This window comes from Pseudomonas sp. GW821-FHT02A08 (assembly GCF_059422045.1).
The window spans coordinates 17969-31575 of sequence record NZ_JBWKWD010000035.1 but is presented as its reverse complement, the minus strand read 5'-3'; the positions used below and the strand labels follow the sequence as shown (position 1 = coordinate 31575).

Annotated in this window: 11 protein-coding genes and 1 pseudogene; 10 read left to right on the top strand and 2 right to left on the bottom strand. The window is 57.9% G+C overall.

The genetic code is table 11. From position 1 onward, the window contains the following. Nucleotides 1–90: 90 nt before the first annotated feature. The 5 genes from AC07W4_RS21660 to AC07W4_RS21640 all read left to right on the top strand — a co-directional run bounded on the left by AC07W4_RS21660 (nt 91) and on the right by AC07W4_RS21640 (nt 3966). Complete coding sequence (locus AC07W4_RS21660; protein WP_007983055.1) at nt 91–393, top strand: ArsR/SmtB family transcription factor; 303 nt, start codon at nt 91–93, stop codon at nt 391–393. A gap of 23 nt (nt 394–416) precedes the next feature. Continuing rightward, entirely contained in the window at nt 417–1586 is a 1170-nt protein-coding gene (locus AC07W4_RS21655; protein ID WP_495033920.1) for an MFS transporter, read from the top strand. A gap of 21 nt (nt 1587–1607) precedes the next feature. Then, nucleotides 1608–2657, top strand: a complete 1050-nt coding sequence (locus AC07W4_RS21650; protein ID WP_495033919.1) for an alkene reductase — start codon at nt 1608–1610, stop codon at nt 2655–2657. A 240-nt stretch (nt 2658–2897) separates the two neighbouring features. Next, nucleotides 2898–3434 (top strand): hypothetical protein, encoded by a 537-nt coding sequence (locus AC07W4_RS21645; RefSeq protein ID WP_495033918.1) that lies wholly within the window; start codon nt 2898–2900, stop codon nt 3432–3434. 31 nt (nt 3435–3465) lie between these two features. After that, entirely contained in the window at nt 3466–3966 is a 501-nt protein-coding gene (locus AC07W4_RS21640) for a hypothetical protein (protein ID WP_495033917.1), read from the top strand. A gap of 288 nt (nt 3967–4254) precedes the next feature. Here AC07W4_RS21640 and emhR read toward each other — a convergent pair whose 3' ends face one another. After that, nucleotides 4255–4887 carry an efflux system transcriptional repressor EmhR gene (emhR, locus tag AC07W4_RS21635; protein ID WP_495033916.1) on the bottom strand — a complete coding sequence of 211 codons (633 nt, stop codon included), beginning with the start codon at nt 4885–4887 and terminating at the stop codon, nt 4255–4257. A 277-nt stretch (nt 4888–5164) separates the two neighbouring features. Between emhR and AC07W4_RS21630 the strand changes: the two genes are divergently transcribed. The 3 genes from AC07W4_RS21630 to emhC are packed head-to-tail and all read left to right on the top strand — an operon-like array spanning nt 5165 to nt 10947. Further along, nucleotides 5165–6322 carry an efflux RND transporter periplasmic adaptor subunit gene (locus AC07W4_RS21630; protein ID WP_008051784.1) on the top strand — a complete coding sequence of 386 codons (1158 nt, stop codon included), beginning with the start codon at nt 5165–5167 and terminating at the stop codon, nt 6320–6322. Nucleotides 6323–6325: 3 nt separating this feature from the next. Next, nucleotides 6326–9487, top strand: coding sequence for an efflux RND transporter permease subunit EmhB (emhB, locus tag AC07W4_RS21625; protein ID WP_495033915.1), 3162 nt, complete (start codon nt 6326–6328; stop codon nt 9485–9487). Further along, the gene (gene emhC, locus AC07W4_RS21620; RefSeq protein WP_495033914.1) at nt 9487–10947 is read left to right on the top strand and encodes an efflux RND transporter outer membrane subunit EmhC; all 1461 of its coding nucleotides are present in this window, start codon (nt 9487–9489) and stop codon (nt 10945–10947) included. The genes emhB and emhC overlap by 1 nt, the downstream gene beginning before the upstream one ends. A gap of 109 nt (nt 10948–11056) precedes the next feature. Here the strand turns inward: emhC and AC07W4_RS21615 are convergent, their stop codons facing one another. After that, a complete protein-coding gene (locus AC07W4_RS21615) occupies nt 11057–11563 on the bottom strand; it encodes a hypothetical protein (protein ID WP_495033913.1) in 507 nt (168 codons plus the stop codon). 148 nt (nt 11564–11711) lie between these two features. Between AC07W4_RS21615 and AC07W4_RS21610 the strand changes: the two are divergent. Together AC07W4_RS21610 and AC07W4_RS21605 are read left to right on the top strand one after the other, a co-directional pair. After that, a pseudogene (locus AC07W4_RS21610) lies at nt 11712–11852 on the top strand (hypothetical protein); the annotation flags it as partial. A 436-nt stretch (nt 11853–12288) separates the two neighbouring features. Next, nucleotides 12289–13548, top strand: a complete 1260-nt coding sequence (locus AC07W4_RS21605; protein ID WP_495033912.1) for an OprD family porin — start codon at nt 12289–12291, stop codon at nt 13546–13548. The last annotated feature ends 59 nt before the right edge of the window (nt 13549–13607 follow it).

Here is a 13607-nt window from a genome sequence, read left to right as displayed (position 1 = left end):
CAGAGCCAAATCATATTTGTATATCGCGAAATACCGATTTAAAGTTCGCCTCATCGCGATATAGCGTTTTAAACATCACGAGCCCACATCATGACCATCAATCTCGACGAAATAATAAAAGCCCTGGCACACCCAGTACGGCGAGAAATCCTGCACTGGCTCAAGGACCCGACCGTCGAATTTCCCGACCAGTCCCACAGCAACGAACACGGCGTTTGCGCCGGGCAGATCGATCAACGTTGCGGCTTGTCGCAGTCCACGGTGTCCGCACACCTGGCGACCCTGCAACGCGCCGGCCTGATCAGCAGCCGCAAAGTCGGCCAGTGGCACTTCTTCAAACGCAACGAGGAAACCATTCAGGAATTCCTCAAAACCTTCAGTAAAGAGCTCTGATCCAGCCGAAAAGGAATTAAATAATGCCCCTCTCGCTACTCATCCTGGCCTTGAGCGCCTTCGCCATCGGCACCACCGAGTTCGTCATCATGGGCCTGCTGACCAATGTGGCGGCCGACCTCGGTGTGTCGATTCCCGGTGCCGGCTGGCTGGTGACCGGTTACGCCCTGGGCGTGGCCATCGGCGCGCCGTTCATGGCGCTGGCCACCGCCCGGCTGCCGCGCAAGGCTGCCCTGGTGGCATTGATGGGCATCTTCATTATCGGCAACCTGCTCTGCGCGGTGGCCGGCGACTACAACGTGCTGATGTTTGCCCGTGTGGTCACCGCCCTGTGCCACGGTGCCTTCTTCGGCATCGGTTCGGTGGTGGCGGCTGGCCTGGTGCCGGCCAACAAACGCGCTTCGGCCGTGGCCCTGATGTTCACCGGCCTGACCCTGGCCAACGTCCTTGGCGTACCGCTGGGCACCGCCCTCGGTCAGGAAGCCGGCTGGCGTTCGACCTTCTGGGCCGTGACGGTGATCGGTGTGATCGCACTGATCGGTTTGATCCGCTTCCTGCCGGCCAAGCGTGATGAAGAAAAACTCGACATGCGCGCCGAACTGGCCGCACTCAAGGGCGGCGGCATCTGGCTGTCCCTGAGCATGACCGCGCTGTTCGCCGCCTCGGTGTTCACCCTGTTCACCTACGTCGCACCGCTGCTGGGTGAAGTGACCGGCGTCTCGCCCCGTGGCGTGACCTGGACTCTGATGCTCATCGGCCTGGGCCTGACGGTCGGCAACATCATCGGCGGCAAGCTGGCCGACAAAGGCATGGCCGCGACGCTGATCGGCGTGTTCATCACCATGGCCGTGGTGTCCACCGTGCTGACCTGGACCAGCGTTGCGCTGATCCCGACCGAAATCACCCTGTTCCTCTGGGCCACCGCGTGCTTCGCCGCCGTACCGGCGCTGCAAGTGAACGTGGTGACCTTCGGCAAGGCCGCACCGAACCTGGTGTCGACCCTGAACATCGGCGCTTTCAACATCGGCAACGCCCTGGGTGCCTGGGTCGGCGGCAGTGTGATCGCCCATGGCTTCGGCCTGACCAGCGTGCCGCTCGCGGCAGCCGTACTGGCGGTACTCGCCCTGCTGGTGACCCTGATTACTTTCCGTCAGAGCGGCAATCCCGATCTGGCCCCTGCTACTTCTAACTGATCTCCAAAAGAGAGCCATTAAATGACGACTATTTTCGATCCGATCAAACTGGGCGACCTCGAGTTGGCCAACCGCATCATCATGGCGCCACTGACCCGCTGCCGCGCCGACGAAGGTCGCGTGCCCAACGCGCTGATGGCCGAGTACTACGTGCAACGCGCCTCCGCCGGCCTGATCCTCAGCGAGGCCACTTCGGTCACGCCGATGGGCGTCGGCTACCCGGACACCCCGGGCATCTGGTCCAACGACCAGGTGCGCGGCTGGTCCAACGTGACCAAGGCGATCCATGGCGCGGGCGGCAAGATCTTCCTGCAACTGTGGCACGTGGGTCGCATTTCCCACGGTTTGTACCTGAACGATGAAGCCCCGGTCGCCCCGAGCGCCATCCAGCCCAAGGGCCACGTCAGCCTGGTTCGCCCGTTGGCCGACTTCCCGGTGCCGCGCGCTCTGGAAACCGCTGAAATCGCCGACATCGTCGACGCTTACCGCGTCGGTGCCGAGAACGCCAAGGCGGCCGGCTTCGACGGTGTGGAAATCCATGCTGCCAACGGTTACCTGCTCGACCAGTTCCTGCAAAGCAGTACCAACCAGCGCACCGACAACTACGGTGGCTCCCTGGAAAACCGTGCCCGCCTGCTGCTGGAAGTGACTGACGCGGCGATCGAAATCTGGGGCGCCGGCCGTGTCGGGGTGCATCTGTCGCCACGTGCGGACCTGCATGACATGGGCGACGACAACCTGGCCGAAACCTTCACCTACGTCGCTCGCGAACTGGGCAAGCGTGGTATTGCCTTCATCTGCTCGCGGGAAAAAGAAGGTGCCGACAGCCTCGGCCCACAACTCAAGGAAGCCTTCGGCGGCCCTTACATTGCCAACGAGCGTTTCACCAAGGACAGCGCCAACGCGTTGCTCTCCAGCGGCCAGGCCGATGCAGTCGCCTTCGGCGTACCTTTCATTGCCAACCCTGACCTGCCGGCACGCTTGCAGGCCGACGCGCCGCTGAACGAAGCGCGCCCGGAACTGTTCTACGCCAAGGGTCCGGTCGGTTACATCGACTACCCGACGCTATAATTAACACTTTCTTGTTTTAAAGGCCTCCGCGCTCTTGCGCCGAGGCCTTTTTTGTCCGAAAAAAATTAAACAATACTGCTTTTACTAACTCTCTCGATTCCCCCCATCAAGCACTCCATCCACATCAAGCAAGATAAACTAACAACTCACTTCAGCCCGCTTATTGAATAACCGCCCATCACGAACAACAATGACTTAAACCCATTCACACCCAAGCACTACTTAAATGGAATTAAGCCAATGCCTTCACTCGCAAAACTCATAAAGATCACTCTGACAGGGCTAACACTCGCCCTCACAACAAGCAGCTCCAGCTTTGCTTCAAACGAAAAGTACAAACCACTCATTCAATCCGAAGACCCGGACACAACGACTATTCACTATCACATTAAAAACCTCACAAACAACACAATGAAGCTTTCAAAGCCTACAAAAAAACAAAGCAACTCCTCCTACCCCATCAGTGAGTTCGATGTCCCCGCCAAGGGCCGATCCGAATATGCAGCTGACTTCCCAAAATTCTTCAGCTCCATTGCTTTCGGTAAAGCGACCGAGTTGACAGAAACATTTGCCTACATTTCGGGAAACAAAGAATGTCTATACACAGCATCCATTGAAGTCAGGCTGGAAAAACAAGGGGCCGATGTCGAACGAGTGCCCCATTGGTCGGGCAATGGCAAATCAACGGGTGCTGAAGCGGCTGACTGCTCAACTGAAATTCTTGAAGTGAAAAATAGCCACCCAAATAGTATGAGCATTGAGTTCACCATGGAATAACCCCGCGCCTCCCATCTACGAGTAAGCAAAAATGCACACTTACAAACTGCCAATACTTGCATTGCTTTTATTTTACTCAATCAATGCAAACAGCATGACCGACACCGTCATCACCCTAGAACTATCGAACAATACTTTCGGCACGTTAAAACTGAAGAACATTTCGGGTCTGGAAATTCCGCTGAATGGTCCTTTAATCACATTTAACGTCGGGCCAGGCACCAAAGAATTCCTCGACATACCCTATCCAAGACCCTTTACACTCGACAAATCAGGCTGGCAACCTCGCAGGCAAAAAGTTGCACCTGTCAACCTCGACCTGGAATATGAAGTGCATGGTTATCGATGCCGACTGAAAACCCGGATGGATGCTCCGATTGGTTACGGCGTTTTAGAGCCTGACTACAAACCTGACTGGAAGATAACAGTGGAACCATCAGGAAATGGCCAGTACAAATGCAACGCAACGATCTCAAAAAAGATGACGAAGCCACCCTTCAGTTACATAGTTGACTTTAGTATCAGTAAATAGACATCGTAATAAGTCGGAGGGGAACGTCCCGACCTCTGTGCCACTCCCTCCGACCTCCCCTGCGCCCCGAGATCAGTTCACAAACCGATGTCCGCACGGTGCAAAAAACGGAAGACTCACATTCGCTCACAGACTCGACACAAATTCCCTACAAATTACTGAGCTTGCTACCTGTCAACCTGCCGAGTGTAAGTATATAAAAGCACCCCATTGCCGAAGGGCGCGTGAAGAACTGTTCATCTGCGGCCTCAGTGGTTGACACACAAGGCACCAATTACGCATTTTGCTTTATTTGCGCAGGCTGGGGCTGAAGCGCAACAGATCCAGCCCGGTATCGATCCAACGCTCGGCTTCGGCGTGCAGTTCAAAACTGTCGGGGGCCAGCAACCACTGGTACAGGATGCCGTCAATGTAAGCATGCAAGCTGATCGCTGCGCGGGCGGTGTCGAGGTTTTCCGGCAACTGGCCGCGATTCACGGCATTACTCAGGGCCAGGCCGATCCGCACATTGCATTCGAGACTGGCTGAAACTCGTTGTTGGCGCAGGTCGCACATTTCATCGGTGAATTCGCACTTATGAAAAAGAATCTCATTGATGCGTCGGGTTTTCGGGTCCAGCGCAATTTGATGAAACAAATGAATCAACAGCTTGCGCATGCAGCCCAGGGGATCGAGTTCGTCTTCGCTTTCGCTGGCCTTGGCCATTTCTTCCAGGGGCTCATGCAAGGTGTCGAGCATGGCCTGCACCAGATCCGCCTTGTTGCTGAAATGCCAGTAGATGGCCCCTCGAGTGACACCGGCCAGGGTTGCGATGTCCGCCAGGGTCGTGCGCGCCACGCCTCGCTCGTAAAAGGCCTTTTCGGCCGCCACGAGAATTTGCGCGCGGGTTTCCTGAGCTTCCTCTTTGGTACGACGGACCATGGCAGTACAACCTCAATCAGGGTGACTCAGCGATGCCTGAACATCGGCTGAATAAAAGTGGGGCGAACGTTCTGGGGGTTCGTCCCCGGCCTACAATTCCAACCTTTCAACGACTTGTGTAACGGCCGGTGTAACGACATTGATACGCAGCCTGGGTATTTACAAACAGCCATGTACGTAAGTATATTACTTAGCAAGCTACTTATCCACTCGGCAAACAAATTTCAACCTTCCACCTTTCTAGTGCGCACCTTGCGCGCCTGACCCGAGGATTTTCATGCAATTCAAGCCAGCTGTTACCGCTCTGGTCGCCGCCGTCGCCCTGGCATCGCTGCTCAGCGGATGCAAAAAGGAAGAGGCAGCACCGGCCGCCCCACCGCCTCAGGTCGGCGTCGTGACTCTGCAACCGCAAGCTTTCACCCTGACTTCCGATCTGCCCGGCCGTACCAGCGCGTTCCGCATCGCCGAAGTCCGCCCGCAGGTCAACGGCATCATTCTCAAGCGCCTGTTCAAGGAAGGTAGTGACGTCAAGGCCGGCCAGCAGCTCTATCAGATCGACCCGTCGATCTATGAAGCAACGCTCGCCAGCGCCGAAGCCAACCTGCGTTCGACCAAGTCGATTTCCGACCGCTACAAGCAACTGGTCGACGAACAAGCCGTAAGCCGTCAGGAATACGACACCGCCGTGGCCAACCGCCTGCAATCGGAAGCCGCGCTGCAAACCGCACAGATCAACGTGCGCTACACCAAGGTCTATGCCCCGCTGACCGGCCGCATCGGCCGCTCCTCGGTGACCGAAGGCGCGCTGGTGAGCAATGCCCAGGTCGACGCAATGGCGGTGATCCAGCAAATCGACCCGATCTACGTCGACGTGACACAGTCCTCGGTCGAGTTGCTGCAACTGCGCCGTGAGCTGGAAAGCGGTCGCCTGCAAAAGGCCGGCGATAACGCAGCCTCGGTCAAGCTGACCCTGGAAGACGGCAGCGAGTACAAGCTGGACGGCAAGCTGGAGTTCTCCGAAATCTCGGTTGACCAGACCACCGGTTCCGTCACCCTGCGCGCGATTTTCCCGAACCCTGATCACACCCTGTTGCCTGGCATGTTCGTGCACGCCAAGTTGCTGGCCGGTGTGAACAGCGCGGCGATCCTGGCCCCGCAGCAAGGCGTCACCCGCGACCTCAAGGGGACGCCAACCGCACTGGTTGTCGGCCCGGACAACAAGGTCGAACTGCGTCAACTCAAGGCCAACCGCACCGTCGGCAATCAATGGCTGATCGAAGACGGCCTGAAGGCCGGCGATCGCCTGATCACCGAAGGTTTGCAATTCGTCAAACCCGGCATCGAAGTCAAGGCCAGTGAAGCGACCAACGTAGCCGCAATGAACCCGGCCCCCGCCCAGGCAGCTGATAAAGCCTCTGGCGGCAAAGGGGAGTAAACCATGTCGAAATTTTTTATCGACCGTCCGATTTTCGCCTGGGTAATTGCCCTGGTGATCATGTTGGTCGGGGCACTATCGATCCTGCGGTTGCCGATCAACCAGTACCCGAGCATTGCACCACCCGCGATCGCCATCTCCGTGGCCTACCCGGGTGCTTCGGCACAAACGGTACAGGACACCGTGGTTCAGGTGATCGAGCAACAACTCAACGGTATCGACAACCTGCGTTATGTATCGTCGGAAAGTAACTCCGACGGCACCATGACCATTACCGCGACCTTCGAGCAAGGCACCAACTCCGACACCGCGCAGGTTCAGGTCCAGAACAAGCTGAACCTGGCCACCCCGCTGCTGCCGCAGGAAGTGCAACAGCAAGGTATCCGCGTCACCAAGGCGGTGAAGAACTTCCTGTTGGTGATCGGCGTGGTGTCGCGTGACGGCAGCATGACCAAGGACGACTTGTCCAACTACATCGTGTCGAACATGCAGGACCCGATCTCGCGGACCGCCGGTGTCGGCGACTTCCAGGTGTTCGGTTCCCAGTACGCCATGCGTATCTGGCTCGACCCGGCCAAGTTGAACAACTACAACCTGACCCCGATCGATGTCAAAACCGCCATCGCTGCGCAGAACGTCCAGGTATCGTCCGGCCAGCTCGGCGGCCTGCCTGCCCTACCCGGCACCCAGCTGAACGCGACGATCATCGGCAAGACCCGCCTGCAGACCGCGGAGCAATTCGACAAGATTCTGCTCAAGGTCAACAAGGACGGCTCCCAGGTTCGCCTGAGAGATGTCGCTGAAGTCGGTCTGGGTGGCGAGAACTACAGCATCAACGCCCAGTTCAACGGCGCCCCGGCTTCCGGCCTGGCGGTGAAACTGGCCACCGGTGCCAACGCTCTCGATACCGCCAAGGCCTTGCGCACCACCATCGACAGCCTCAAGCCGTTCTTCCCTGAAGGGATGGAAGTGGTGTTCCCGTATGACACCACTCCGGTAGTAACGGAATCGATCAAGGGCGTGGTTCACACCCTGGTCGAGGCGGTCGCTCTGGTGTTCCTGGTGATGTTCCTGTTCCTGCAGAACTTCCGTGCCACCATCATCACCACGATGACCGTACCGGTGGTATTGCTCGGTACGTTCGGCATCCTCGCGGCCGCCGGTTTCAGCATCAACACCCTGACCATGTTCGGCATGGTGCTGGCCATCGGCTTGCTGGTGGACGACGCCATCGTCGTGGTGGAAAACGTCGAGCGGGTGATGAGCGAAGAAGGCCTGTCGCCCAAGGAAGCCACCAAGAAGTCCATGGGTCAGATCCAGGGCGCACTGGTCGGTATCGCCCTGGTGTTGTCGGCGGTGCTGCTGCCAATGGCGTTCTTCAGCGGTTCCACCGGTGTGATCTACAAGCAGTTCTCGATCACCATCGTCTCGGCCATGGCCCTGTCGGTACTGGTCGCGCTGATCTTCACCCCGGCGCTGTGCGCCACCATGCTCAAGCCGATCCCGAAAGGCGAGCACGGCGTACCCAAGCGCGGTTTCTTTGGCTGGTTCAACCGCAATTTCGACCGCGGCGTTCGCAGCTACGAACGCGGTGTCGGCAATATCCTGCAGCGCAAGATCCCGTATCTGCTGGCGTACCTGCTGATCGTGGTGGGTATGATCTGGCTATTCGCCCGCATTCCAACGGCGTTCCTGCCGGAAGAAGACCAGGGTGTACTGTTTGCCCAGGTGCAAACCCCGGCCGGTTCGACTTCCCAGCGCACCCAGGTGGTCGTGGACGAAATGCGTGAATTCCTGCTGCGCCCTGGCAAGGATGGCGGTGAAGGCGATGCGGTGAACTCGGTGTTTACCGTGACCGGCTTCAACTTCGCCGGCCGTGGCCAGAGTTCGGGCATGGCGTTCATCATGCTGCGCCCGTGGGACGAACGTAACGCCGACAACAACGTGTTCAAGGTCGCGGCCCGTGCCCAGCAGCACTTCTTCACCTTCCGCGATGCCATGGTGTTCGCCTTCGCGCCACCGGCGGTACTGGAACTGGGTAACGCCACCGGTTTCGACGTGTTCCTGCAGGACCGTGCCGGTATCGGCCACGAAAAACTGATGGAAGCGCGCAACCAGTTCCTCGGCATGGCCGCACAAAGCAAGATTCTGGCTCAGGTGCGTCCGAACGGCCTGAACGACGAACCGCAATACCAGCTGGAAATCGATGACGAGAAGGCCAGTGCCCTGGGCATTACCATCGCCGACATCAACAACACCCTGTCGATTGCCCTGGGCAGTAGCTACGTCAACGACTTCATCGACCGTGGTCGGGTGAAGAAGGTTTACGTGCAAGGCCAGCCAGGCGCTCGAATGGGCCCTGAAGACCTGCAGAAGTGGTACGTGCGCAATAGCGTCGGCACCATGGTTCCGTTCTCGGCGTTCGCCAAGGGCGAGTGGATTTACGGTTCGCCGAAACTGGCCCGCTACAACGGCGTGGAAGCGATGGAAATCCTCGGTGCCCCGGCGCCAGGCTACTCCACCGGTGAAGCCATGCTCGAAGTCGAAGCCATTGCCAAGAAACTGCCGGCGGGTGTCGGTATTTCCTGGACCGGCCTGTCGTACGAAGAACGTCTGTCCGGTTCACAAGCGCCAGCGCTGTACGCCCTGTCGCTGCTGATGGTGTTCCTGTGCCTGGCGGCGTTGTATGAAAGCTGGTCGATTCCGATCGCAGTGATGTTGGTGGTACCGCTGGGGATCATCGGTGCACTGATGGCCACCAGCCTGCGCGGTTTGTCCAACGACGTGTACTTCCAGGTAGGTTTGTTGACGACTATCGGTCTGGCGGCGAAAAACGCCATTCTGATTGTCGAATTTGCCAAGGAGCTGCATGAACAAGGGCGTAGCCTGCGCGATGCGGCGATCGAGGCGTGCCGCATGCGTCTGCGACCGATCATCATGACCTCGCTCGCCTTCGTTCTCGGCGTGGTACCACTGGCGATATCCACGGGCGCAGGTTCCGGTAGCCAGCATGCAATCGGTACCGGCGTGATCGGCGGTATGATCACGGCGACTGTGCTGGCGATCTTCTGGGTCCCGCTGTTCTTCGTCACCGTGTCGTCCATAGGCCAGCGCAAAATCGCCGACCAGGATGACGCTACTGAAACTCCTAAAGAGGCTGGCTAATGAGCAAGTCGCTACTCTCCCTGACAGTCGCCGCCTTCGTGCTCGGTGGCTGTTCGCTGATACCTGATTATCAGCAGCCCGAAGCGCCGGTGGCGGGCCAGTACCCGCAGGGCCTGGCGTACTCGCCGGCCCAGGCACCGGCGCAAGCGGCTGCCGAGCAGGGCTGGAAGCAGTTTTTCCATGACCCGGCGTTGCAACAGCTGATCCAGGTTGCCCTGGAAAACAACCGCGACCTGCGTGTCGCGGCCCTGAACATCGACGCGTTTGCGGCTCAGTACCGCATCTCCCGTGCCGATCTGTTCCCGGCCGTCTCGGCCAACGGCACCGGCAGCCGTCAGCGGCTTCCGGCTGACGCTTCGCAGACCGGCGAAGCCGGCATCACCAGTTCCTACTCGGCCACGGTCGGGGTCAGCGCCTATGAACTCGACCTGTTCGGTCGGGTTCGCAGCCTGAACGAAGAAGCCTTGCAGAAGTACTTCGCCACTGAAGAAGGCCGCCGCAGCACGCAGATCAGCCTGGTGGCCAGCGTGGCCAACGCCTACCTGACCTGGCAGGCCGACAAGGAACTGTACAAGCTGACCCAGGACACCCTGGCCGCCTTCGAGGAGAGCTACAAGCTCACCGCCCGCAGCAACGAAGTCGGTGTTGCCTCGGCTCTGGACCTGGCGCAGTCGCGCACCTCGGTGGAAAACGCCCGTGCGCAACTGGCCAAGTACACCCGCCAGGTCGCCCAGGACGAGAACAGCCTGGTGCTGCTGCTCGGTACCGGCGTCCCGGCCAACCTGCAAGCAGCCAAACCGCTTGATGACGACCTGCTGAGCGACGTTCCGCCCGGTCTGCCGTCGGACTTGCTGCATCGTCGTCCGGACATCCTTCAGGCCGAGTACAACCTCAAGGCCGCCAACGCCAACATCGGCGCGGCGCGGGCTGCGTTCTTCCCGAGCATCAGCCTGACAGCCAATGCCGGCACCCTGAGCCCGGATCTGTCCGGTCTGTTCAAGGGTGGTTCAGGCACCTGGCTGTTCCAGCCGCAGATCAACCTGCCGATCTTCAACGCCGGCGCCCTGAGCGCCAGCCTGGATTACTCGAAAATCCAGAAAGACATCGGCGTGGCGAACTACGAGAAGTCCATTCAAACGGCCTTCCAGGAAGTCGCCGACGGCCTGGCCGCCCGCCAGACCTACGTCCAGCAGTTGCAGGCACAGAAAGACTTCGTCAGTGCCAACCAGGACTACTACCGCCTGGCCGAGCGTCGCTACCGCATCGGTGTCGACAGCAACCTGACCTTCCTCGATGCCCAGCGTCAGCTGTTCAGTGCGCAACAGGTGTTGATCACCGACCGCCTGGCGCAGCTGGTCAGCCAGGTCAACCTGTACAAGGCCCTGGGTGGTGGCTGGAACGAACAGACGGCGAAGAACGAGCCGTTGAAAGAACAAGCGCCGAAGATGAAATACTTCTGATAGCGCTGTGAAAACAAGAAGCCCACCGATTGGTGGGCTTTTTACATAAAACAACTATTATTCATACTAAAAAATCTTAACCTGAAACACCAGAAAGACAATTAAAGAGCTAACCATCATATTCGGCCGAAAACTCTTTCGACACAACTTTCACCACCACACCATTCCGATCCAAGTATATAAACTCAAAACTGCCTTTAATATATTTTCTCGCCGAGTCGTCGATAATGTCCGACACAGTTAACTTTCCTTTCCCATAATTATCACCTTGCAGATTTGCATCTGGCCTCCCTTTGCCAAATAAAGCCGCTACCTGCCAAGGCTGGTCTCCAAAAGGATCTCTGATTTCATAACTTCCCTTTGCCGGCATAATGATGGTCATGAAGCCGACTGCCTGTACAAGATGACCAGTATCCTCTCCAAAATAAGCTTCCAGAGAGAGGCTTGTGTTTCCCATGACGAAGCTGATCCATCTAGTTTCCAAAGATACTGGAACAGCGTTGCCCCTTGTAACTTCGAGCTTGATAAATCCCTGTGCGCTATTGGGCTTCTCATACCTTGCGCCACGAACATCAATAGCTTCAAAGGAACGCACTTCAATTTCTTTATCAGTCATGCCACTTGCTCCTAAATTTATATCACTACGAGATATTTACTAAATACATCACACAAGAGACTACACCTGTAAATCAGCTCCCTCTACTGTCAGAAATACCAGTTAGCAAGGACAAACCGACCAATTTCAGTAAAAAACTTCAGATGTACAACAGGCACTGATTACCGATCGCCTGGCGCAGCTGATCAGTCAGGTCAACCTGTACAAGGCACTGGGTGGTGGCTGGAACGAACAGACGGCGAAGAACGAGCCGTTGAAGGAAGAAGCGCCGAAGATGAAGTATTTCTGATAGCGCTGTGAAAACAAGAAACCCACCGATTGGTGGGCTTTTTGTTGGTTGCCTGAAAATCTGTTTTGTCGGTTATGGCCCCATCGCGAGCAAGCTCCCACAGTGGACTTACGGCGTGCATAAGATTTTTGCCAAACCCGGCCCTCCTGTGGGAGCGGGCTTGCTCGCGAAGAGGCCCGTAAAACCATTACAAAACCATGCCCAATGTTGCGTTCGATAATCGCCCAAAACCCGCTTTTTACGATTGAACCATCCAGTACATTCCACGCACCATCCGAACCACAAAACCAATAACAACAGGTTCGACACCATGTCCCCGCGCCCCGCCCTCTCCGGCTGATCCGCTTCGTTTTGTGCTGATTTCAAATATTCGTCTGCAACCCCGGGTTGCGGCATCACCGCGCTTCATCCCCAAGAATTAGAGAGACCCGAGCTCATGACGTCCTCCACCGCGCAGTATTTCGTACCCAGCCTGATCGCCGCCGCCCTGGCCAGCGCCGCCCTGCCCGCCTATGCCGAAGAGTCGGGTTTTGTCGAAGGGGCCAAGGTCAACCTGAACCTGCGCAACTTTTACATCAACCGCAACTTCACCAACCCGACCAAGGCCCAGGGCAAGGCTGAAGAGTGGACGCAAAGCTTCATTCTCGATGCCAAATCCGGCTTCACCCAAGGCACCGTCGGGTTCGGCATGGATGTGCTCGGTTTGTATTCGGTCAAGCTCGACGGCGGCAAAGGCACCGGCGGCACGCAACTGCTGCCACTGGATCACGACGGTCGTCCGGCGGATAACTTCGGGCGCACCAACGTGGCGTTCAAAGCCAAGCTGTCGCAGACCGAAGTGAGAGTCGGCGAGTGGATGCCGGTGCTGCCGATCCTGCGTTCGGACGACGGTCGTTCGTTGCCGCAAACCTTCCGTGGCGGCCAGATCACCTCGAAGGAAATCAATGGCCTGACGCTCTACGGCGGCCAGTTCCGCCAGAACAGCCCACGGGACGACAGCAGCATGAGCGACATGTCGATGACCGGCAAAGCCGCGTTCACCTCCGACCGTTTCAACTTTCAGGGCGGCGAGTACGTGTTCAACGACAAGCGCACCCAGATCGGCCTGTGGAACGCCGAGCTCAAGGACATCTACAGCCAGCAATTCGTCAACTTGATCCACAGCCAACCGCTTGGCGACTGGACCCTGGGCGCCAACCTCGGTTTCTTCCATGGCAAGGATGACGGCAGCGCCCGGGCCGGTGAGCTGGACAACAAAACCATGTACGGCTTGTTCTCGGCCAAATACGGCGGCAACACCTTCTACGTCGGCCTGCAAAAACTCACCGGCGACAATGCCTGGATGCGGGTCAACGGCACCAGCGGCGGCACACTGGCCAACGACAGCTACAACTCCAGCTACGACAACGCCCAGGAGAAATCCTGGCAAGTACGTCACGACTACAACTTCGCCGCCCTCGGCGTACCGGGCCTGACCCTGATGAACCGCTATATCAGTGGCGACAACGTGCACACCGGCAGCATCACCGATGGCAAGGAATGGGGACGTGAATCGGAACTGGGCTACACCGTGCAAAGCGGTGCGCTGAAGGACCTGAACCTGAAATGGCGCAACTCGACCATGCGCCGGGATTACAGCAACAACGAGTTCGATGAGAACCGCTTGATCATCAGCTATCCGATCAGCCTGCTCTAGACCTTACGATCGCCTTCGCGAGCAAGCCCGCTCCCACAGTTGACCGAGCCGCAACGGCA

What these genes read in the sequence shown, in the direction of transcription:
- AC07W4_RS21660 (WP_007983055.1), top strand. Translation starts at nt 91, where the DNA reads ATGACCATCAATCTCGACGAAATAATAAAAGCCCTGGCACACCCAGTA.
- AC07W4_RS21655 (WP_495033920.1), top strand. Translation starts at nt 417, where the DNA reads ATGCCCCTCTCGCTACTCATCCTGGCCTTGAGCGCCTTCGCCATCGGC.
- AC07W4_RS21650 (WP_495033919.1), top strand. Translation starts at nt 1,608, where the DNA reads ATGACGACTATTTTCGATCCGATCAAACTGGGCGACCTCGAGTTGGCC.
- AC07W4_RS21645 (WP_495033918.1), top strand. Translation starts at nt 2,898, where the DNA reads ATGCCTTCACTCGCAAAACTCATAAAGATCACTCTGACAGGGCTAACA.
- AC07W4_RS21640 (WP_495033917.1), top strand. Translation starts at nt 3,466, where the DNA reads ATGCACACTTACAAACTGCCAATACTTGCATTGCTTTTATTTTACTCA.
- emhR (WP_495033916.1), bottom strand. Translation starts at nt 4,887, where the DNA reads ATGGTCCGTCGTACCAAAGAGGAAGCTCAGGAAACCCGCGCGCAAATT.
- AC07W4_RS21630 (WP_008051784.1), top strand. Translation starts at nt 5,165, where the DNA reads ATGCAATTCAAGCCAGCTGTTACCGCTCTGGTCGCCGCCGTCGCCCTG.
- emhB (WP_495033915.1), top strand. Translation starts at nt 6,326, where the DNA reads ATGTCGAAATTTTTTATCGACCGTCCGATTTTCGCCTGGGTAATTGCC.
- emhC (WP_495033914.1), top strand. Translation starts at nt 9,487, where the DNA reads ATGAGCAAGTCGCTACTCTCCCTGACAGTCGCCGCCTTCGTGCTCGGT.
- AC07W4_RS21615 (WP_495033913.1), bottom strand. Translation starts at nt 11,563, where the DNA reads ATGACTGATAAAGAAATTGAAGTGCGTTCCTTTGAAGCTATTGATGTT.
- AC07W4_RS21605 (WP_495033912.1), top strand. Translation starts at nt 12,289, where the DNA reads ATGACGTCCTCCACCGCGCAGTATTTCGTACCCAGCCTGATCGCCGCC.